The 20,591-nt window shown below is 64.6% G+C and carries 21 protein-coding genes; 4 read left to right on the top strand and 17 right to left on the bottom strand.

What is annotated here, in order from left to right:
* Positions 1–24 precede the first annotated feature (24 nt).
* The 3 genes from lspA to IVB32_RS07285 form a co-directional block, all read right to left on the bottom strand.
* The gene (lspA, locus tag IVB32_RS07295; protein ID WP_026232539.1) at positions 25–519 is read right to left on the bottom strand and encodes a signal peptidase II; all 495 of its coding nucleotides are present in this window, start codon (positions 517–519) and stop codon (positions 25–27) included.
* A 156-nt stretch (positions 520–675) separates the two neighbouring features.
* Complete coding sequence (ileS, locus tag IVB32_RS07290) at positions 676–3,684, bottom strand: isoleucine--tRNA ligase (protein ID WP_247299163.1); 3,009 nt, start codon at positions 3,682–3,684, stop codon at positions 676–678.
* A 202-nt stretch (positions 3,685–3,886) separates the two neighbouring features.
* Complete coding sequence (locus IVB32_RS07285; RefSeq protein ID WP_018453485.1) at positions 3,887–4,858, bottom strand: bifunctional riboflavin kinase/FAD synthetase; 972 nt, start codon at positions 4,856–4,858, stop codon at positions 3,887–3,889.
* Between the two features lie 228 nt (positions 4,859–5,086).
* On the opposite strand from IVB32_RS07285, the gene IVB32_RS07280 reads away from it, so the two are divergent.
* Positions 5,087–5,482 carry a response regulator gene (locus tag IVB32_RS07280; protein WP_247410049.1) on the top strand — a complete coding sequence of 132 codons (396 nt, stop codon included), beginning with the start codon at positions 5,087–5,089 and terminating at the stop codon, positions 5,480–5,482.
* Positions 5,483–5,602: 120 nt separating this feature from the next.
* Here the strand turns inward: IVB32_RS07280 and IVB32_RS07275 are convergent, their stop codons facing one another.
* The 9 genes from IVB32_RS07275 to uvrC form a co-directional block, all read right to left on the bottom strand.
* Positions 5,603–6,457: a TIGR01459 family HAD-type hydrolase gene (locus IVB32_RS07275; RefSeq protein WP_018453486.1), complete on the bottom strand. Its 855-nt coding sequence runs from the start codon at positions 6,455–6,457 to the stop codon at positions 5,603–5,605.
* 15 nt (positions 6,458–6,472) lie between these two features.
* Entirely contained in the window at positions 6,473–7,945 is a 1,473-nt protein-coding gene (locus tag IVB32_RS07270; RefSeq protein WP_018453487.1) for an EAL domain-containing protein, read from the bottom strand.
* Positions 7,946–8,087: 142 nt separating this feature from the next.
* The gene (locus IVB32_RS07265) at positions 8,088–9,218 is read right to left on the bottom strand and encodes a YihY/virulence factor BrkB family protein (protein ID WP_026232540.1); all 1,131 of its coding nucleotides are present in this window, start codon (positions 9,216–9,218) and stop codon (positions 8,088–8,090) included.
* A 2-nt stretch (positions 9,219–9,220) separates the two neighbouring features.
* Positions 9,221–9,820 (bottom strand): hypothetical protein, encoded by a 600-nt coding sequence (locus IVB32_RS07260; protein WP_018453489.1) that lies wholly within the window; start codon positions 9,818–9,820, stop codon positions 9,221–9,223.
* 90 nt (positions 9,821–9,910) lie between these two features.
* Complete coding sequence (prmB, locus tag IVB32_RS07255; RefSeq protein ID WP_018453490.1) at positions 9,911–10,870, bottom strand: 50S ribosomal protein L3 N(5)-glutamine methyltransferase; 960 nt, start codon at positions 10,868–10,870, stop codon at positions 9,911–9,913.
* The gene (locus IVB32_RS07250; RefSeq protein WP_018453491.1) at positions 10,870–11,346 is read right to left on the bottom strand and encodes a molybdenum cofactor biosynthesis protein MoaE; all 477 of its coding nucleotides are present in this window, start codon (positions 11,344–11,346) and stop codon (positions 10,870–10,872) included. Before IVB32_RS07250 ends, prmB begins: the two co-directional genes overlap by 1 nt.
* A gap of 3 nt (positions 11,347–11,349) precedes the next feature.
* Positions 11,350–11,601 carry a molybdopterin converting factor subunit 1 gene (gene moaD, locus IVB32_RS07245; RefSeq protein WP_018453492.1) on the bottom strand — a complete coding sequence of 84 codons (252 nt, stop codon included), beginning with the start codon at positions 11,599–11,601 and terminating at the stop codon, positions 11,350–11,352.
* Positions 11,598–12,215 (bottom strand): CDP-diacylglycerol--glycerol-3-phosphate 3-phosphatidyltransferase, encoded by a 618-nt coding sequence (pgsA, locus tag IVB32_RS07240; protein ID WP_007596859.1) that lies wholly within the window; start codon positions 12,213–12,215, stop codon positions 11,598–11,600. The genes moaD and pgsA overlap by 4 nt, the downstream gene beginning before the upstream one ends.
* Positions 12,216–12,314: 99 nt before the next feature.
* Positions 12,315–14,384 carry an excinuclease ABC subunit UvrC gene (gene uvrC / locus IVB32_RS07235; protein ID WP_018453494.1) on the bottom strand — a complete coding sequence of 690 codons (2,070 nt, stop codon included), beginning with the start codon at positions 14,382–14,384 and terminating at the stop codon, positions 12,315–12,317.
* Positions 14,385–14,633: 249 nt separating this feature from the next.
* On the opposite strand from uvrC, the gene IVB32_RS07230 reads away from it, so the two are divergent.
* Positions 14,634–15,257, top strand: coding sequence for an outer membrane protein (locus IVB32_RS07230; RefSeq protein WP_018453495.1), 624 nt, complete (start codon positions 14,634–14,636; stop codon positions 15,255–15,257).
* 71 nt (positions 15,258–15,328) lie between these two features.
* Here the strand turns inward: IVB32_RS07230 and IVB32_RS07225 are convergent, their stop codons facing one another.
* From IVB32_RS07225 to IVB32_RS07210, 4 genes are all read right to left on the bottom strand, one after another.
* Complete coding sequence (locus IVB32_RS07225; RefSeq protein WP_007614865.1) at positions 15,329–15,544, bottom strand: cold-shock protein; 216 nt, start codon at positions 15,542–15,544, stop codon at positions 15,329–15,331.
* A gap of 250 nt (positions 15,545–15,794) precedes the next feature.
* Positions 15,795–16,655, bottom strand: a complete 861-nt coding sequence (gene rlmJ / locus IVB32_RS07220; protein WP_018453496.1) for a 23S rRNA (adenine(2030)-N(6))-methyltransferase RlmJ — start codon at positions 16,653–16,655, stop codon at positions 15,795–15,797.
* Positions 16,656–16,707: 52 nt separating this feature from the next.
* Positions 16,708–17,400: a ribonuclease T2 gene (locus IVB32_RS07215; protein WP_026232541.1), complete on the bottom strand. Its 693-nt coding sequence runs from the start codon at positions 17,398–17,400 to the stop codon at positions 16,708–16,710.
* A 119-nt stretch (positions 17,401–17,519) separates the two neighbouring features.
* Positions 17,520–17,984, bottom strand: a complete 465-nt coding sequence (locus IVB32_RS07210; RefSeq protein ID WP_018453498.1) for a hypothetical protein — start codon at positions 17,982–17,984, stop codon at positions 17,520–17,522.
* Positions 17,985–18,166: 182 nt separating this feature from the next.
* Here IVB32_RS07210 and IVB32_RS07205 point away from each other — a divergent pair, with 182 nt between their 5' ends.
* Entirely contained in the window at positions 18,167–18,460 is a 294-nt protein-coding gene (locus IVB32_RS07205) for a hypothetical protein (RefSeq protein WP_026232542.1), read from the top strand.
* A 43-nt stretch (positions 18,461–18,503) separates the two neighbouring features.
* The gene (locus tag IVB32_RS07200) at positions 18,504–19,034 is read left to right on the top strand and encodes a DUF3617 family protein (RefSeq protein WP_018453500.1); all 531 of its coding nucleotides are present in this window, start codon (positions 18,504–18,506) and stop codon (positions 19,032–19,034) included.
* Between the two features lie 169 nt (positions 19,035–19,203).
* On the opposite strand, the gene IVB32_RS07195 is transcribed toward IVB32_RS07200, so the two are convergent.
* Positions 19,204–20,591: ATP-binding protein (locus IVB32_RS07195; RefSeq protein WP_247410048.1), on the bottom strand; the 1,388-nt coding region annotated here is incomplete at its 5' end.

Here is a 20,591-nt window from a genome sequence, read left to right as displayed (position 1 = left end):
CCTGCCGGTCCGTATCGGCCGGGATCAGGGCGCTTTTGCGGCGGGTACCCCCAGGAAGGAATCATACAATAGCGCCGCCACGCCAGCAACGATGGCCACGTCCGCGAGGTTGAACACGTACCAATTATAGGTATTTTCGCCGATATTGATGTGAAACAGGGCGAAATCGACCACCGCGCCATAGGCGAGGCGATCGATCCCATTGCCGATGGCGCCGCCAATGATCAGGCCAAGCGCGATGGTTGCCAGCAGGGTGTGCGAGCGGGCCATCCAGATCGCCAGCGCAACCACCGCGACGACCTTCACGGCCATCAGCGCCATTTGCGCCGCCTGACCGTCGTTCTGGAGCCAGCCGAAGCTGATGCCGATGTTCCAGGCCAGCACCAGGTCGAAGAACGGGGTCACCTCGACCGCGCCGCGACGGGCGAGGTCGAACACGTTCAGCAGCCAGAGCTTTGAAGCCTGGTCGGCCACGAGCGTGAGCAGGGCCGCGAGGATGCCGGCGCGGAGCGGGGTCATGGGCAGTCGGCCACAACACGCTCCGTCGTCGTCCTGGCGAAAGCCAGGACCCATAGTCCGAGGCGGTCGTTGTTTGAAAGACTTGCGGTCATCAGCCTTCGTCGCAATTGGCGGCCGTGGAATGGGTCCTGGCTTTCGCCAGGACGACGGTGAGACCTAGATGCTGACCCCCAGCGCCTTCCATTCGCGCAGCGCCTTGGCGTCGCGCGGGGTGACGTCGGGATATTCGGGGTCTTCACCCACCGTCGGCGAAATCTTCCAGGAACGGGCGCATTTGGTGCCGACCGCCTTCTCCACCACGACAGCGACGCCTGGAACGGCATCGAGACGGAATGCGGAAGCCGGCACCTCGCCCTCGCGCACCTCGTAGTTCGAGGTGATGCAGATCTCGGCGAGATCGGTGTCGAACAGCGTCGCAAGCATGTCGCGGTCGGCGACATAGATGACCGGTGATGCCTCCAGCGACGAGCCGATGTTCTTGGCGGCGCGTTCGAGCTCCAGCGCACCGGTGACGACGCGGCGGACATTGCGGATCGCTTCCCACTTCGCGGCGAGCTTGTCGTCGCGCAGGCTTTCGAGGTCGTCGGGAAACTGCGTCAGGTGCACCGAGGGCTCGGCGTCGGGCCTGTACATCCGCCAGGCCTCCTCCGCGGTGAAGCTGAGGATAGGCGCCAGCCATTTCAGGATCGAGCTGCACAACAGGTCGATCGTGGTCAGCGCCGCCTTGCGCGTCGGCGAGGACGGCGGATCGCAATACAGCGTGTCCTTGCGGATGTCGAAATAGAACGCGGAGAGCTCACTGTTCAGGAACGCGGACAAGGTTGCGACCACGGTCTTGTAGTCGAACTCCTGATAGGCTTTGCGGACGACGGCAGCACGGACCGCGAGCTCGTGCAGCATCAGCCGTTCGAGTTCGGGCATGTCGGCGGGCGCGACTGCGTCGGCCGGCTTGTAGTGATCCAGCGTTCCCAGCATCCAGCGTACGGTGTTGCGCAGCTTGCGATAGGTCTCGATGGTGTTCTTCAGGATCTCCGGGCCGATGCGCTGGTCGTCGGCATAGTCGGTGGCGCAGACCCAGAGGCGCAGGATATCCGCGCCCGAATCCTTGATCACCTTCTGAGGCTCGACGGTGTTGCCGATCGACTTCGACATCTTGCGGCCGTTCTCGTCGAGCGTGAAGCCGTGGGTGAGCACGATGTCGTAGGGCGCGCGGCCGCGCGTGCCGGCGCTCTCCAGCAGCGACGAATGAAACCAGCCGCGATGCTGGTCGCTGCCTTCGAGATACATCACGGTGTCGTCGCCGCCGTCGACCTTGCGAACGATGTTGCCGAGCTGCGGGAAGTTCTGGCGATCCTCGAGCACGAAGGCATGTGTGGAGCCGGAATCGAACCAGACGTCGCAGATGTCGTCGATCTTCTTCCAGTCTTCCTTCGCGCGGGATCCAAGGAAGCGCTCGCGGGCGCCTTCCATGTACCAGGCGTCGGCGCCTTCCTCCATGAAGGCCTCGGTGATGCGCTGGTTGACGATCTCGTCCTGCAGGATCTCGGCCGAGCCGTCGCTGTTCTCGCGCACGAAAACGGCGATGGGAACGCCCCAGGCGCGCTGGCGCGAGATCACCCAGTCCGGACGGTTGGCGATCATGCCGTTGATGCGGTTCTCACCTGACGGCGGCACCCATTGCGTGACCGAGATAGCATGCAGCGCGCGAGCCCGCAGCGTATCGCCCTTCCTGGCGTGGCCATCTTCGCTGATGTCCTTGTCCATCGCGATGAACCATTGCGGCGTGTTGCGGAAGATCACCGGCTTCTTCGATCGCCAGGAATGCGGGTACTGGTGCTTGAGGCGGCCGCGCGCGAGCAGCTTGCCGGCCTCGACCAACGCCTTGATCACGGCTTCATTGGCATCGCCCTTCTCGCCCTTGTCGTTGAGCACGCGCTTGCCGGTGAAGCCGGGGGCCTGCGCGGTATAGGCGCCGTTCTCGTCGACAGTGTAGGGGGTCGCGGTCGAGATGCCGCGCTCATCGAGCTCGCGGGTATTGGCCATCCAGACGTCGAAATCCTCGCGGCCGTGGCTCGGCGCGGTGTGCACGAAACCGGTGCCGGTATCGTCGGTGACATGCTCGCCGGCGAGCAGCGGCACGATAAACGCGTAACCGCCATCGAGGCCGCGCAAGGGATGGGCGCACTCCACGGCGTCCAGCGTATCGCCGGGAATGTCGCGCAGCTTCTCATAGGCCGTGACGCGCGCCTGCTTGAACACCTCTGCTGCAAGCGCATCGGCCAGGATCAGGAGATCGCCGGTCTTCGCCCAATTGTCCGCGGCCGCATCCGTCACCTTGTAGAGGCCGTAGGCGATCTTCGGTGAGAACGAGATCGCGCGATTGCCGGGCAGCGTCCAGGGCGTGGTGGTCCAGATCACGACCGATGCATTGGCGAGCGCACCATGTGCCGGGGACGTGACGGGAAACTTCACCCATACCATGTCGGATGTGTAGTCCTCGTACTCGACCTCGGCCTCGGCGAGGGCGGTCTTCTCGACCACGCTCCACATCACCGGCTTGGAGCCGCGATACAGCGTGCCGTTGGCGGCGAACTTCATCAGCTCGCGGGCGATCTGCGCTTCGGCGGGATAGCTCATCGTCTGATAGGGATGATCCCAGTCGCCGATGATGCCGAGCCGCTTGAATTCCTCGCGCTGCACGTTGATCCAGTGTGTCGCATAGGCGCGGCATTCCTTGCGGAACGCCACCATCGCAGCGGAGTCGCGGAAGTCGGGCTTCTGCTTGCCCTTGGAACGGTAGTTCTCTTCCTCGATCTTCCATTCGATCGGCAGGCCGTGGCAGTCCCAACCGGGCACGTAGTTGGAGTCGAAGCCGAGCATCTGCTGGCTCTTGGTCACGACGTCCTTGAGGATCTTGTTCAGCGCGTGCCCGATATGGATGTTGCCATTGGCGTAGGGCGGGCCGTCATGCAGCACGAATTTGGCGCGGCCCTGGGCTTCCTGGCGGAGCTTGTCGTAAAGGCCGATGTCGTTCCAGTATTTCAGCAGCTCCGGCTCGCGCTGCGGCAGGCCGGCCCGCATCGGGAATTCGGTCTGCGGCAGGAACAGGGTTTTCGAATAGTCTTTGGCTTCGGATTTTTGGGACTTTTGTGGCTTGTCGGACATGAGGCTGACTGGCTCGGAAGGGCGCGGGAACGGATGGCGATGCGGAATCGCGGGTGAAACGACGACATCCCGGTCTTGCGCCGAGCCGAAGGCTCAGGCGGAAGCCGGGCCGCTAATCCCTATGATGCGCCGCGCAAACATGGGCTCTTCATAGCAGGGGGGCGGGGGAAGCGCAAAAGGTTCGGCGGGCCGGTTTCCGGCCTCAATCGATGACGCCAAGCCGCGGAAACGCGTCCGGGGCGGCGGCGAGCATGGCGCGGGCGCGGGCGGAATCGTTGTCCATCTGGCGGATCAGGGCATCCAGGCCCTCGAATTTCAGCTCCTCGCGGATGAAGCCGATAAAGGCGCAGTCGAGCGTCTGCCCGTAGAGATCCCCCTTGAAGTCGAACAGGAAGATTTCCAGCAGCGGCGCACCATTGTCGAACGTCGGGCGGCGGCCGAAGCTTGCGACCCCATCCAGCCGCTCCGCGCCGCGGCCGACCCGCACCGCATAGATGCCGTGCTTGAGGCCGCAATTGGCATCAAGGCGGATATTGGCGGTGGGATAACCGAGGTCGCGGCCGCGCTTCTCTCCGTGGATGACCTCGCCGGTGATAAACCAGGGCGCGCCGAGCATGGCCGTGGCCTCGTCGAGTTGGCCTTCGGCGAGCGCGATTCGGATCGCGCTGGACGAGACCGGCCGCTCGTCGATATCGACATGCGGCTGCACGTCGACCTCGATGCCGAGCCGGGGCGCCTCGTTGACGAGGAGGCTCGGCGAGCCGACCCGACCCTTGCCGAAGTGGAAGTCGTAGCCGACGGCGATTCCGCCGATGCCCAGGCGCCCGATCAGGTCGTGGTGAATGAAGTCTTGCGCGCTGGTCCCGGCGCGGGACTTGTCGAAGGTCATGACCACGGCGCCGTCAAGTCCGGTGCCGGCCAGAAGCCGCAGCTTGGCACGCTCGTCCGTCAGGCGGAATTGCGGGGTGTTGGGGCTGAAAAACCGGCGCGGATGCGGCTCGAAGGTCAATGCCAGCGCAGGGCGGCCATGTAGCCGGCCCATTTCCAGCGCCGCAGCGATTACGGCGCGATGGCCGAGATGAACGCCGTCGAAATTGCCCATGGCGACCACGGCACCCCTTGCAATGGCGGAGTCCGGCGTGGTGTCGCGGATAACGGTAAAATGCGGGGCCATCAGGGGAATCTCGAACCGGCGGGACCGGCCGGGACCGTGGCGCGACGGGCCGGATGAAGTCAAGCAGGAGGGGGCGGCCGCATCGAGTGCGATTTCAGTCCACCGGGGGCGTTCCCAGTTAACGCGCTGTTTAACGCCTTGGTGCTAGTCCTTGGGCGTGGAACCGCGGGGCTCCGGCCCGGCAGGTCCGATCGTAATATTTCCTGGGTTTGCGTTGGGGGAGTCGAGATGGCGGTTGATTTGTCGATGTCGGTTCTGGTGGTTGACGACTTCAGCACCATGATCCGTATCATCAGGAACCTCCTGAAGCAGCTTGGCTTCGAGAATATCGATGATGCAAGCGACGGTTCGGCAGCGCTGAACAAGATGCGTGGCAAGAAGTACGGGCTCGTGATTTCCGACTGGAACATGGAGCCGATGACGGGTTACGACCTGCTGCGCGAAGTGCGCGCGGATCCGAACCTCGCCACCACGCCCTTCATCATGATCACGGCCGAATCAAAGACCGAGAACGTGATCGCGGCCAAGAAGGCCGGCGTGAACAACTACATCGTCAAGCCGTTCAACGCGGCGACGCTGAAGACCAAGATCGAGGCGGTCTTCCCGGACATGGCGAGCGCGTAAGGCGCGATCGAAGCCATCAGTTGAATTCGGAAAGCCCGGGCGATTGTCCCGGGCTTTCTGCGTCGGGTTCGTCGTTCCGGAATCGACGCCCCACATCAACCGGGAATGACGATCAACTCGCTACCACTTCAGTTCGCGCATCAGCGCCTTCGGGGGATGGCCGAACAATTCCAGCACCGACGCCGGGTCGAGCTGGTCGAGACCCTCGAACTCCTCGGCATGGATGCCGCGGGTCACGAACAGGCAATCGATGCCGAACTCGCGCGCGCCGGTGAGGTCGGTCCGGACGGAATCGCCGATCGCGAGCACCTTTTTGCGGTCGATCTGGTGGCCTTGGCGTTCGCCGGCGAGCGCCATCGCGCGCTCGTAGATCGGCCGGTGCGGCTTGCCGTAGAAGATCACCTCGCCGCCGAGCTCGCGATAGAGCTCCGCGATCGCGCCGGCGCAATAGATCAGGCGGTCGCCGCGTTCCACCACGATGTCGGGGTTGGCACAAACCAGCGTCAGCTTGCGCTCGCGCGCCTTCAGCATCATGCCGCGATAGTCTTCCGCCGTCTCGGTCTCGTCGTCATAGAGGCCGGTGCAGACGATGTAATCCGCCTCTTCCAGCGGCGCGGTCACCGCATCGAGGCCGCGATAGATCGAGTTGTCGCGCTCGGGGCCGAGCCAGAACATCTTGCGGCCGGGATGGTCGGCGACATAGAGCCGCGTCAGGTCGCCTGAAGACACGATCGCGTCATAGGTCTCGTCGGCGACGCCGAGCTTGCGCAATTGCCGCTGCACGGAGTCGGCCGGGCGCGGCGCGTTGGTGATCAGGATGACCGTACCGCCGCGGCTGCGGTAGGTGTGCAGCGCCTCGCAGGCTTCGGGGAAGGATTCAAGACCGTTATGGACCACGCCCCAGATGTCGCTGAGCACGACGTCCACGCCCGCCACGAGTTCACGCAGGCTTTCGGCGAAATGCAGTGTGGTCATGATGCGTGCGGCCGATCAGATACGTCGCGCGAGCGCGGCGTTGCCGGTGACGCGCTGTGGCGCAGACGCAGCCGACGTCGCGCCTGAGCTGGATATGCCGGAGCCATTGGATCCCTGAATGTCCTGTGCCTGGTTCGGCGCGGCGGTAGCAGATGACCCCTCCGGCCGCAATGGCCGGGGCGGCGCGAACAGGAACCCCTGGCCGAACCGCACGTCATAATCGAGCAGGTCGATCACGGCGCGCTCGCCCTCGATTCGCTCGGCGATCAGATCGATGCCGAAGCGGCCGAGCAGGTCGGAGAGATCGGACGGGTGGATGTCCGAGGCCGAAGCCTGCCTGGGGTCGAGCAGGAGCGAGGCCGGCACCTTGATGAAGCGCACGCCGCGATCGGCGAGCTCGCGCGGTTCGATGCGCAAATCGGTGACATGGTCGATCGAGAAACGGAAGCCGCGCTGGGCGAGCGCCGCGAGATTCTCGGTTTCGGCCGGGCCGAGATTGCGGAAGGTGGATTGCTTGAATTCCAGCACCAGCGAGGGCGCCAGCGCCCGATTGGCTTCGAGGAAATCGAGGTATTGCGCGAAGGTCGTGGAATTGCCGAGCGTGGAAGCCGCGACGTTGCAGAACACGCCGACTTCCTTGTTGCGTACCATCAGGCGCCGCAGCACCTGCACGCAGCGCAGCATGACCATGTTGTCGATGCGCCCGATCAACCCGGAGGCCTCCGCGATGCTGATGAACTCCTCGGCCGCGACCAGCTGGTCACGCTCGTCGCGCAGGCGCGTCACGGCCTCGTAGAACCGGACCTTGCGCTGCGGCAGCGACACCATCGGCTGGAGGAAGATGTCGATGCGGTTCTCGTCGATCGCGTTGCGGAGCGTCGCCAGCAATTGGGTCTGGTTGCGGCCGTTGGCGGTCTGAACCGGATTGGCGGTCTGGGTCTGGATCGCCGGTGCTGCCGGCCGCATTGGCGGCGGCGCGGGCGCCGGGGCAGCCGGCCGTTCCTCCTCGAACGTGGCCATCAGGTCGAGCGGCGCGTCCGGCTCCTGCCTTGCGACCGGCGCGGGGGCCGACACTGGCGCGTTGCCGGCCATCAGATCCTCATGGGCCGACACGGTGGTGGCGAGTTGCCTGACCAGTCCGCCGAGTTCGTTGATCTCGCCGACCACCGACTGGATGCGGTCGGAGTTGGCCGAATTGGAAGAGGCGATGCGTGCTTCGATCGTGGCGAGCCGGCGGCCGAATTCGGCGACCTGACGGGCGAGGTCGGCGGTGCCGCGCGAAAGATCGGCGATCTGGCCGCCGACGTCGCTGCGGTCGCGCAGTCGCATCGACACTGCATTGTAGAGGATCAGGAAGGTCAGCGCCGTCAGCGCCACGATCGCGGATTCGGTTCCGCTGATGCCGGCGACCGCGTAGAGCAGGAGCCCGAGCGAGGCGGCGACCAGAACCATGCAGATCGCGATGAAGATCGTCGAAATACGAATCATGCCGCGCGTTACGCCTCAAGAGCTGACTGCCTGACCGGGAAAACACGGGTGGCGTTTCGAACCCGTCACGCCGCATGCTCCCCCAAGCGGCATGACCTTAACATCATTGTTGATTCGAGGGGATAGCGGCCCAATCGCAGAGTCAGGACGGCGCCGCGGCGCCGACCGTGTCGGCCGAGACGGCCTCGCGGGTGCCTAGCGGCTTGGGCGGCCCGGTGGTCGTGTCGCGCAAGGTCTGCCGTTCGATCTCCGAATTCAGCTCAGCCCCGAACATGATGACGATGGCCGACATCCACATCCACATCATCAAGCCGATCGCAGCGCCGAGCGAGCCGTAGGTCGCGTTGTAATTTGCGAATTCGGACAGATACCAGGACAGCAGCGCCGAGCCGGCGATCCAGAGGATCGCGGCCGTCACAGCGCCGGGGCTCAGCCATTGCCAGCGCGGGGCGTCGCGGCTGGGCGCGAAGCGGTAGAGGACGGCGAGCGCCGCAAGGAGAATGACGAACAGCACCGGCCATCGCGCCAGCGCCACGATCAGCTTGCTTTCGGGCGCCATGCCGAGGTGGTTGAGCGCGAGCGGGAAGGCGACGACGGCGCCCACCATCAGCAGCAGGGCAACGATGCCACCGACCGTGAAAGCCAGCGAGACCGTGTTCAGCCGGATGAAGCTGCGCTTTTCACGCTCCTCATAGGCGACGTTGAGGGCGTCGAAGATGGCTTTGACGCCGGCATTGGCGCTCCAGATCGCGAGCACGAGTCCAAACAGGAAAGTGAAACCAAGGGTCGCGCCGCCGTTCGACACGACGCGCGCCACCTGGTCCTCGACGATCTGGAACGCGCCCTCGGGCAGCATCATCGCGAGCGATTGCAGGTTGGAACTGATCGTCGAGGGATCGGCGAACAGGCCATAGAATGAAACCAGCGCCGTGATAGCGGGAAAGATCGCGAGCAGTCCGAAAAAGACGACGCCGCCGGCGGTCGCGAGCAGGCGATCCTCGTCGATGCGCTGATAGGTGCGCCAGAGGATGTCCTTCCAGCCTGCCCACGGGATCGCGAACGGGCTTTTCGCGCGGCGGCCGCGGCCGGGCTGCGAGGCTGCGCCCGTCGGGCTCGTTTCCGGCGAATTCGCCTCGCCGTTGCGGTGGTCTTGCGGAGGTCCCGGCCGGATCAGGCCAGAATCCTGGAAATACCGTTCCGCGGTGAGCACGAACACGGTCGTGGCTGCGACTAACAGCCAGCTGTCGAATTGCTCGGCGCGCCGCATACGCATTTTCAGGTATCCGCTCCGTGGCCGTGACGCCGCCTGCGCGCGGCCGTGATCCCGACCAGCCCAACGGCCGCGAGCATCAGCCCGAGTTGCACGGGCCGGTTGGACCGAGCCGGCCACGTGCTGCCGCCATGTCCTGACTCATGTCCTCGTTCGCCCGGCGCGAGCGGCGCCAGGGGAATTGTCGTCGCGACCTCTTTCACCGCCTCCTTCACCGTTCCGCGCGGGATGCGCGGGGTGGCGATAGCCACCCGTAGGCGGCTGGCGAGCGGCACGATCGGCTTGGTCTTGCGCTTCATCTGGGCCATGGCCACGCCGGCGCAGGCGGCGGCCAGGACCAGGAGCACAGCGCCGACGGCGCCGAACCCCCAGAATTGCCCGTAATGGATTGCAATCCAGCGGTACAGGGCGATCAGGCCGACGAAGAAGGCTGCGACGACGAACAAGCCCGCAACCGCGAGCAGTCCGGCCGCAGCCGCGTACGACGTCATGCGCCCTGTGGCCTGGTTGCTCCGGTCGCGGGCATAGGACTGGGCGGCGCGCTTGAGATGGTTGAGCTTGAGCGCGACGCCGGCGCGCAGCAATTCGCCCGATGGCGCAAGCATGCAGTTATCCTCCGAGTGCGAGAAAATTCGTCGGGGGATGAACGTGGCGGTATTTGACTTGTTCCGACGAGGTCTGCCCGCCGTGATGGATCAGCCGAGATCGGCTGCCGCGATCCAGAACACTTCGCCCTCGGAGTCCTCGGTGTCGAGCCAGAGCAGCGGCAATTCAGGAAAGGCCTCGTCAACCAATTCGCGGCCGCGGCCGATCTCGCAGATCAGCCCGCCATGCGGCGTCAAATGGCCGGGCGCATCGCGCAGGATCCGGCGCACCACATCGAGACCGTCGGCGCCGCCGTCGAAGGCGAGCTTCGGCTCGGCCCGGCACTCGGGCGGCAGCGCCGCCATGCCTTCGGCGTCGACATAAGGCGGGTTGGTGATGATCAGGTCGTATTTGGTGTTACCGAGTGGGGCGAACAGGTCGCCGCGATGCAGGCTGATCCGGCCATCGAGCCCGTATTCGCCGACATTTCGTCTGGCGACGTCGATCGCGCCCTTCGAGATATCGACGGCATCGATCGTGGCGTTCGGGAAATGATGCGCGGCGAGGATCGCGAGGCATCCCGATCCCGTGCAGAGATCGAGCACGCGCTCGACGGCGCTGGAATCGTCGATCAGCGAGCCGGCTTCGCCGTCGCCGCCGAAATGCGACTCCAAGAGTTCACCGATGAAGGAGCGCGGAACGATGACGCGCTCGTCGACATAAAACGGCAGGCCGCGCATGTAGATCTTGTTGACGAGATACGCGGCCGGTTTGCGCGTGGTGACGCGCTGATGAACGAGATCGATGATGGTCCTGCCCTCGGCGGTCGTGACGCGCGCGTTGGCAAAAATCTCGAACTGCTCGGGATGCAGATGCAGGGCTTCACAGACCAGGAAAGCCGCTTCCGCGACCGGATCGGGCGTGCCATGGGCAAAGGCGAGCTTGGCCTCATTGAAGCGGCTCACTGCATAGCGGACGAAATCGATCAGCGTGAGAAGCTCGCCGCGGCCCACCTTCGCGAGCTTTGGCGCGGCGTGGCCGCGCACGGCCTTTTTGGATGTTGTTGCCATCAGGATCGGGTCCAGCGTGCGGCGGCTTCGTCGTCGCGGGCCTGGGCCTCGACCCAGCCGGTGCCGGTGGCGCTCTCTTCCTTCTTCCAGAACGGCGCGTTGGTCTTGAGATAATCCATCAGGAACTCGGCTGCCTGGAACGCTGCCTGGCGGTGCTGCGAGGCGGTCAGCACCAGCACGATGTTCTGGCCGGGCATGAAACGGCCGACGCGATGGATCACCGTGACGCCGCTGAGAGGCCAGCGCGAGATGGCCTCGTCGGCATGGCGCCTGATCTCTTCCTCGGCCATGCCGGGATAATGCTCCAGCGAGAGCGCGGCGATCTTCGCGCTGTCTTCGTCGCTGCGGCAGATGCCGGAAAAACTCACGACCGCACCGATGTCGGTGCGGTTCCCGGTCAGCACCGCGATCTCGCGTGCGATGTCGAAATCGTCTTGCTGGATACGGATGGTGACGGGGCAGGTGGTGACGGGCATGGCCTAGCCGCCGGTCATCGGCGGGAAGAACGCGATCTCGCGAGCGCCCGCGATCGCGGCGTCCGACTTGACGTGGGCATGGTCGATCGCGGTGCGGATCACCTTCGGCTTCTCGAACGCATAGGCGTAGGCTTCGCCTTGGCCGGACAGCCAGGCGATCAGCTCTTCCACGGTGCGCACGGTCGCAGGCGGCTCGATCGTCTCCTCGGCCTTGCCGATGCGCTCGCGCACCCAGGCGAAGTACTTCACCTTCATCCCTCATCCTCCTTGATGAGGTGATGGATGCCGGCGCCGAAATAGTCGTAGCCGGTGTACATGGTGAGGATCGCCGAGGCCCAGAGCAGCGCCAGCCCGATCATCGAGACCATGGGCACGACCTCATCGCCGGCCGGACCAGCCAGCAGGAAGCCGATGGCGATGAGCTGAACCGTCGTCTTCCATTTCGCAAGCTTGGTCACGGGCACGCTGACACGCAGCGCGGCAAGATATTCGCGCAGGCCCGAGACCAGGATCTCGCGGCACAGGATCACGATGGCGGCCCACAGCGACCAGCCGTGAATGATGCCGTCGGCGGCCAGCATCAGCAGGCACGAGGCGACCAGAAGCTTATCGGCGATCGGATCGAGCATGCGGCCGAACGCCGATTGCTGATTCCAGATCCGTGCGTAATAGCCGTCGAGGTAATCGGTGACCGCAGCCGCGATAAAAATGGCGACGGCGACCCAGCGCAGCCACAGCGGGCCGTCCATGATCGACTGTGCGTAGATGCACCCGACCACGACCGGGATCGCGGCGATCCGGCCGTAGGTCAGGATGTTCGGGAGGGACATCGCGCGGCTGGTCGTCCCTCGTGTCGTGGCGATGTTCATCCGTCCTACCAATACCGCTGCAGCCTGAAGGTCAACCGTTCCGCTCCCCAAATGGGGTGCGGGATGCGACGACCATATGACCGCGGCCCCCCTTTTATTTCACCCCGGCTGGGGATGGAAATACTCGAAAATCCTGCGGGCGCTCTCGGCGCTCACCCCCGGAACCTTACCGAGATCGGTGATCGAGGCCCGTTCGATCTCCTTCAGGGTTCCGAAATGATGCAGCAAGGCACGTTTGCGTGACGGACCGATGCCAGGAATCTCCTGCAAGCCGGCCTCGCGGATGTCCTTCTTGCGCAGCTTGCGGTGCGAGCCGATGACGAAACGGTGCGCCTCGTCCCGCAGCCGCTGGATGAAATAGAGCACGGGGTCGCGCGGCTCCAGCTTGATCGCCTCGCGCTCCGGCATGAACAGGGTCTCGCGGCCGGCATCCCGGTCCGGCCCCTTGGCCACCGACATCAGCGCCACCTGGGTCAGGCCGAGATTTGCAAAGATGTCCCGGACCGCGTTGAGCTGGCCGCGGCCGCCATCGATGATCACGAGATCGGGCCATTGCGGGAAGTCGTCGTCCTTGGCTTTGGCCGCATTGTCCTCGGGTGGATTGATCAAGCGCTTGAAACGGCGTTCGAGCACCTCGCGCATCATCCCGTAATCGTCGCCGGGCGTCAGGCCCTCCGACTTGATGTTGAACTTGCGGTACTGGTTTTTCACAAAACCGTCCGGGCCGGCGACGATCATGGCGCCGACTGCGTTGGTGCCCTGGATGTGGCTGTTGTCGTAGACCTCGATCCGCTTCGGCGCATGCGTCAGGCTCAGGGTCGTGGCCATGGCGTCCAACAGGCGGCTCTGCGTCGCGGTGTCCGCGAGCTTGCGGCCCAGGGCCTCGCGCGCGTTGGTGAGCGCGTGGGTGACGAGCTCCTTCTTCTCGCCGCGCTTCGGCATGGACACTTCGACCTTGCGGCCGGCCTTGATCGACAGCGCGTTGGCGAGCAGCTCGCTCTCCTCGATCTCGTGCGAGAGCAGGATATTCCTCGGCGGCGGCTTGTCGTCATAGAACTGGGCGAGGAAGGAGCCGAGCACCTCTTCCGGCGTATAGGTCTTCTCCGCGCGCGGGAAATAGGCGCGGTTGCCCCAGTTCTGCCCGGTGCGGAAGAAGAACACCTCGACGCAGGAGAAGCCGCCCTCCTGGTGGATGGCGAACACGTCGGCTTCTTCCACCGTGCGCGGATTGATGCCCTGCTGCGACTGGATCGCGGACAGCGCAGCGAGGCGGTCGCGGTAGAGCGCGGCGCTCTCGAATTCGAGCTCGCCGGAGGCCTTCTCCATCTCCGCGGCAAGCTCCTGCTTCACCGCATGGCTCCTGCCGGACAGGAAGTCGCTCGCCTCGCGCACCAGGGTCGTGTAGCCGGGGAAGTCGATCTCGCGGGTGCAGGGGCCGGCGCAACGGCGGATCTGGTAGAGCAGGCAGGGCCGCGAGCGACTCTCGAAGAAGGAATCCGTGCAGGAGCGGATCAGGAACGCGCGCTGAAGTGCGGTGATGGTGCGGTTGACGGCGCCGGCGGAGGCGAACGGGCCGAAATAGCGACCCGGCCGCGTCTGCGCGCCGCGATGCTTCAGGATCTGCGGCGCCCAATGGTCGCCCGTGATCAGGATATAGGGAAACGACTTGTCGTCGCGCAGCTGCACGTTGAAGCGCGGCCGAAGCTGCTTGATGAGGTTGGCCTCCAGCAGCAGGGCTTCGGTCTCGGTGTGGGTCGAGATGATTTCCACGGTCACCGTGGCGGCGATCATGCGCAGGATGCGCGCCGGCTGCGGCGCACTCTGGCGCGCATAGTTCGACAGGCGCTTTTTGACGTTCTTGGCCTTGCCGACATAGAGCACGTCGGCATTCGCATTGAGCATGCGGTAGACGCCGGGCGAGGTGGGGGCGAGGCGCACCGCGCGTTCGATCGCCTCGTGGCCGGTCGCCAGCGGCTCTTCGCCGACGGTGCCGCTCTCTTCCAGGATGTCCGGCAGCCGCGCATCGTCCTCGTCGTCGCCATTCGCAGTGGCGGGATCGAGGTCCGGCGGCGCGGCTTCCGTTTCCTGGGGAGGGACGTCGGGTGCGTTGCCGCGCACGGGTTTGCGTACGCGTGCGTCGTCCGGATTGTCGGGGGAATCGTGAACCATGGTGCGAATTTAAGCGCTGCGGGTGTCGATTTGAAGCTCCGGCCGAGCGGCACGCACAGGATGGCGGCGCAGTTCCCGGTAACGCTTGCTTAAGCCTGTTAACAGCGCAGTAACCCGGCTTAACAGGCCTTTAACTTAAAACTCTCGATAAATCTTACGCGAAAAATGGTGGTTCCGTAACCATGCGGTTTTGCCTCGCGCGGCGACGCGGGCATCGCAGCGGTGACGGGAGTTGCGTTGGAGTGTGTGATGAAGAGGCTCGTTGTGGGCGCAGCCGCATTGGCTGCAGTCGGCTGGACGGCTTCGGCAGAGGCCGCCGATCTCAATTACGGGCAGCGAGCGCCGTACACGGTCAATCAGCCGCTCAACGCCTATAGCTGGGCCGGTCCGTATCTCGGTGGCAATCTTGGCTATGAATGGGGTTCGGTGAACAACAATCCCGCAAAACCGTCGGGCTTCGTCGGCGGCGTTCAGGCCGGCTACAATTTCCAGAACGGCCCATGGGTGTTCGGCGTCGAGGGCGACATCCAGGCCGCCGGTGCCGACGACACCTTCGCGCCGTGGAAGTTCTCCAATCCGTGGTTCGGAACCCTGCGCGGCCGCGCCGGCTACGCCTTCAGCAACGTGCTGTTCTACGGCACGGCGGGCCTCGCCTTCGGCGAGCTGCGCGCGCAGACGTTCGGCTGGACCGAGTCGCACACCAGCGCCGGCTGGACCATCGGTGCCGGCGCGGAAGTTATGTTCGCGCCGAACTGGAGCGCCAAGCTCGAATATCTCTATATCGATCTCTCGACGAGTCAGTTCGCGATTACGGGCGTGTCAAACGGCTATAGCGCCAGCGTTGTGCGCGCAGGCGTGAACTATCACTTCTGATAGCTAAAGAAGAAAATACCGGACCAACCTCCCGGCCGCTTGCGGCCGGGATTTTTTTGACGCTTGGCTCGCTAGGGAAGGATGACCAAATCGACCGCCTTCGGCCCCTTGCCCTTCTTGTCCGGTTCGACTTCGAAAGTAATACGCTGTCCTTCGGCAAGGTCCTTCAGTCCGGCCCGCTCCACAGCAGTAATATGTACGAAGACGTCGCGGCCCCCGTCGTCCGGTTTGATGAATCCGTAGCCGCGCTCACCGTTGAAAAACTTGACCGTTCCCGTCATGGCCATCGGGAAACTCCCCCTCATTGCTCCTCCGTCGTGACGCAGACGCGCGTCACGACATGACCGGGCCTTACGAAGCCCGGGAGCTGGCCATCCTTCGGCAGACCATTCGGTCCGACTGGATCTTTCTTAGGCCTTCACTCCGCCGCAACCATTCGCGGAAGCGGAACGTAAAGCCAGTCACTGCAACAGCATAATACGGTTCTCTGCAGATTGACTACCGCTCCTGCATATTTTTCCCAAGAATGCCGGAGTGTTACGGTCTCGGCACCTCTAACCGGAATCTGGCAGCGCCACCCTGGCCGAGCGGCATTTCCAGCTCCGGCAGGATCGTCTTGAGTTCGCCGTGCAGCGTGTAAGGAGGATTGACGATCAAGAGCCCGCTGGAGGTGAGGGCTGCGCCGTCGGCTTGCGGCGCCACGCTGAATTCGAGGCGCAGGCATTTTCCCGGCGGTTTTGCTGCGGCTGCGAGCCGCGCCACTGATTGCACCAGCGTGTCGGTGGCGCGTCGGCTCTTGGCGGGATACCAGATTACATAGATACCGGTCGGCCATTTCGCGAAAGCCGCCGAGAAGGCCTCTGCGAGCTTTTCGAACTCGTCCTTTGCCTCGAAGGGCGGGTCGATCAGAACGAGCCCACGCCGTTCCTTCGGCGGCACGAAAGCCGGCAGCGCCATCCAGCCGTCGAGGTCGACCACGCGGGCCTGTTCGTCGCGGCGCAGTACGCCGATCAGCGCCTTGCGCGCCTTCGGCTCGAGCTCGCAGAGCAAGAGGCGGTCCTGCGGCCTCAGCAGGCCGCGTGCGATCAGCGGCGAGCCCGGATAGGCCTTGAGCTCGCCCTTCGGATTGAAGGCGCGGACGATGTCGAGATAGGGCTTGGTCAGCGCCATGGCGTCGTTCGACAACCGCGCCTGCATCAGCCGCGCAATGCCCGTCAGCCACTCGCCGCCCCGGCGCGCTTCGTCGCTTTCGAGATCGTAGAGGCCAGCGCCGGCATGGGTGTCGATGACGCGGAACGCACCCGGCTTGTCCTGGAGATAGGTGATGATGCGCGTCAGCACGATGTGCTTGATGACATCGGCGAAGTTGCCGGCATGGAAGGCGTGGCGGTAATTCATGCAAGAGCACTACGCCACGTGACGGCCCGAGCAAAGAGGCACGACGCCTGGGCTAGCCACCCCGGATCGGCGGCATCGTCACCTGGTCGCGGCGGCAGGCGCGGCGGTCGATCTCCTCGCAGGCGCGGAATTGCAGGTCCTTGCTGAGGCAGATGCGGACTTCCGATAGCCGCGTCCGGTTGCAGGTGATCGAGACGGCGGCATTGCTGAGGCCCGGATTGGCCTTGATGAAGGCTTCCTCCACCTCCGCCGGCGCCACGGTCTTGGCCTGCGATAGATCGAGATATTCGGCTGGAATCTTGATCGCGGCGCGCGCCTTGCGGATCGTCTCGAAATAGCTGCGGTCAGCGAGCCCCGAGCAGGTGCCGTGCTTGTCCCACTCATTGAAGATCAGCCCCGGCGCCGGCATCAGATCGAGCATGGAGGAGACGATGCTGCGGTTCAGCCGCGGCGAGGGCCGCTGGCAATATTCCGGAAATCCGCTCTCATATTGCGGCCACAAACCATGCACCACGAAAGCGTAGGGCCGTCCGCTGCACTGGGTCTGCGAGCGGCCGCCGCGCTCCGCCGCCTCCTCGCAGAAAGAGGGCGACCAAGACAGTGACAGCACATAAAAATCGAATTCGCCGGGCGTGTTCTGCCGCTTGTCCTGGGCCTTTGCGCCATCGGCCAGCGCAGCCAGCCCGGCCGCAAGCGTCAGCGAGATCATCAGGCGGGAGAACGAATGCAATCTGGAATGAAACATGGCGACGCCCCTCAACTAGACTGTGCAGACAAGCCTAGCAGGCGATAAGAACATTTCAAGAACAAAATGCGGGTGACCGTCGTTCGGCCGCCTGATCGGTCCGGATCAGAACGTTTCAATTACTGTTTGGCGGCGCGGCAGGCCGGGTTGTAGGCCCAGTTGCGGTCGAGCCCGACCACGCACCATTCGACGCCTTGGCCGTAGCCGGCGAAGCCGCCATCCTCCACGATCGAGAAATGCACCTTGCGCATCTTGCCGTCCGTGAGCATGGCCTCGCCGGTGCAATAGCGGCGCGGGATGTTGTCGGATGCCCAAGGCCGGAACGCGGTCTCGTGAACTGCGGCGAAGCCGGTGATCTTCAACGAAGAATTCCAGAACGCGCTTTCTTTCTCCCAGAACTGGGTCGCGATCGTCGGCAGCGCCCTGTCGCACTCGGAGACGTTGCCGTCATAGCGCGGCCCGCTCAGCCAGAAATTCAGCTCCAGCGGATTGGCGGCCCTGGCCTCGCCGAGCGACAGCGCCCCGAACAGGAGGCCGAGCACGGCGGCAAAGCGGAGCGATTTCAGGAAGGTCGAGGCGCGCATGGATGATCCAGACAGCATGATCTGCAAGGGTCGGACGGTGCCGTGAAGGCCGGGGGAGGTCAAGTGCAGCGCGGCAACACTTGCCGACGAGTTGACCGCAATGCTGCGTTGGACCGGCCATCCGTTCTTTCCACCGCCGCGCCGACACCGTAAACTGCCGCCAACCAATCGGAGTGACGGGAATGCGAATCATTGCGGCCGCGGGCCTACTTGCCTTGGGTATGATGGCGAGCCAGTCGGCGCATGCCGATCTGCTTCCGGTGCCTCCGTTCAAGGGCAACGACACCGGCGGCATCATCGCCTATTCGATGGCAACCCAGGTCGATGCGCGGCAGGTCGCGGTCGATCACTGCGCGCGCTATGGCAAAGTCGCCAAATTCCTGGCGGTGCAGGCCTATGAGGGCGGCTACATCTCGTTCTCCTGCCGCTGGGTGCCCTATGGCGCCGCCGACCAGCCGATCCGCACGCTCTACTGAGGCGCTTTCGCACGCCGCTACCTCTCAGCCGGGAACTTCCCACATGACGCGCAAACTCGCTTTGCTCGGCTCCGCCCTTTGCCTCGTGTTGTCGGCAGGCAGCGCTCGCGCTGACGACCTGCCGGTGCGTAAGGCAGGGCTGTGGGAATTGAAGATGGTCCGGACCGGCACGCCGGTGCCCGAGATGACCATGCAGCACTGCACCGACGAGACCGTCGACAAGGAAATGAACAACAACGTCTCGCCGATGGCCAAGCAGATCTGCGCCAAGCAGGACATCAAGAAGACCGCGACCGGCTATGTCAGCGATTCCGAGTGCAATGTCGCCGGCATCAGCACGACTTCGCATGCTGAGATCACCGGCGATTTCAATTCGGCCTATACGGTGAAGACGTCGTCGCACGCGCAAGGCGGCGCCGCCGGCGCGGCAGGCCGCGACACGACCGTGCAGCTCGAAGCGAAATGGCTGGGAGCCTGCAAGCCGGACCAGAAGCCCGGCGACATCGTGATGCCCGGCGGCTTCAAGATGAACGTGCGTGACATGGACAAGCTGAAGGCGCTGCTGCCGAAGTAAGGCTCTTCCCCTCTCCCCTTGTGGGAGAGGGTGGCTCGCCGCGCAGCGGCGAGACGGGTGAGGGGTTTGTCTCCGCGTGTGACTCTTTTCGCTTTGAATTCGCGGAGAGAGACCCCTCATCCGGCGCTTCGCGCCACCTTCTCCCACAGGGGGAGAAGGGAAGAGGCAGCTACACCGGTATCCGCACGCTCGCCCTTAATCCGCCCATCGGACTGTCGCCAAGCGTGATGTCGCCGCCGTGCGAGCGGGCGATGTCGCGGGCGATCGCGAGGCCAAGACCTGTGCCGCCTTCGTCCTGGTTGCGGGCGTTGTCGAGCCGCAGGAACGGCTTGAACACCTCTTCGCGCAGATGGGCGGGAATGCCCGGCCCGTCATCGTCCACCGTCACGGTCAAATAACGGTGATCGCGCTGGCCGGTGATGGCGATGCTCTTGCCGTAGCGGGCGGCGTTGGTGACGAGGTTGGCGAGGCAGCGCTTGAATGAGGCCGGCTTCACCGTGACCACGGGCAGCCCGTTGAACGCAACGGTCGCCGTGTGGCCGTGGCGCTCGGCGTCGCTGCGCAGCTCCTCGAGCGCCTGGGCCATGTCGGTCGGCTGCGACTGCTCGCCGGAATCGCCGCGGGCAAACGCGAGGTAGTCCTCGAGCATCATCGACATCTCGTCGACGTCCTTGCGCATGCCCTCCATTTCGGGGCTGTCGCCGATCAACGCCAGCTCGAGCTTGAACCGCGTCAGGATCGTGCGCAGATCATGGCTGACGCCGGCTAGCATCGCGGTGCGTTGCTCCATCGTTCGCTCGATGCGCGACTTCATTTCGAGGAAGGCGACCGACGCGCGCCGCACCTCGCGCGCGCCACGCGGGCGGAAATTCGGCGCCTCGCGGCCCTTGCCAAAACTTTCGGCGGCGTCGGCAAGTCGCAGGATCGGCTTGATCTGGTTGCGCAGGAATAGCACCGCGACGATCAGCAGGATCGAGGACGTGCCGACCATCCAGAACAGGAAGATCTCCGAGTTCGAGGCATAGGCGGCGCTGCGCTGCGCGAACACGCGCATCACGGCGTCGTCGAGCTGGATCCGGATCTCGACGAGGTTGGAGCGGCCGACCGTGTCGATCCAGAAGGAGCGCCCGATCTGGCGGCCGAGCTGCACCGACAGCGTCTGGTCGAGCAGCGAGAAGAACGGCTTTGGTCCCGGCGGCGGCATGTCGCCGGCCGGGAGGAAATCGACGACGAGGCCCAGGCGCTGCTGCGCGATGCGGCGGATCTGGTCGCGATCCTTGTCTTGCGGGTAGCCCTTGTAGACGTCGATCAGCGCGGCGATGTCCTGCACCACCGCGGCCGACAGGCGGCGTGTCACCGTGTTCCAGTGCCGCTCCATGAACACGAAGGCGACCACCGATTGCAGGATCACCATCGGCACGATCATGATCAGCAGCGCACGCGCATAAAGGCCGGTCGGCATCCAGCCCTTGAACGCATTGCCCATCCAGCCATTGGCGGCGGAGACGCGGCCGGCGGCGCTCTTCAAAAGCGTCAGGCCGGTATCGATCGTGCTCA

The sequence above is a fragment of the Bradyrhizobium sp. 23 genome, assembly GCF_023073295.1.
Taxonomy (GTDB): Bacteria; Pseudomonadota; Alphaproteobacteria; order Rhizobiales; family Xanthobacteraceae; genus Bradyrhizobium; species Bradyrhizobium canariense_D.
This window is presented reverse-complemented; position numbering and strand designations above follow the sequence as displayed.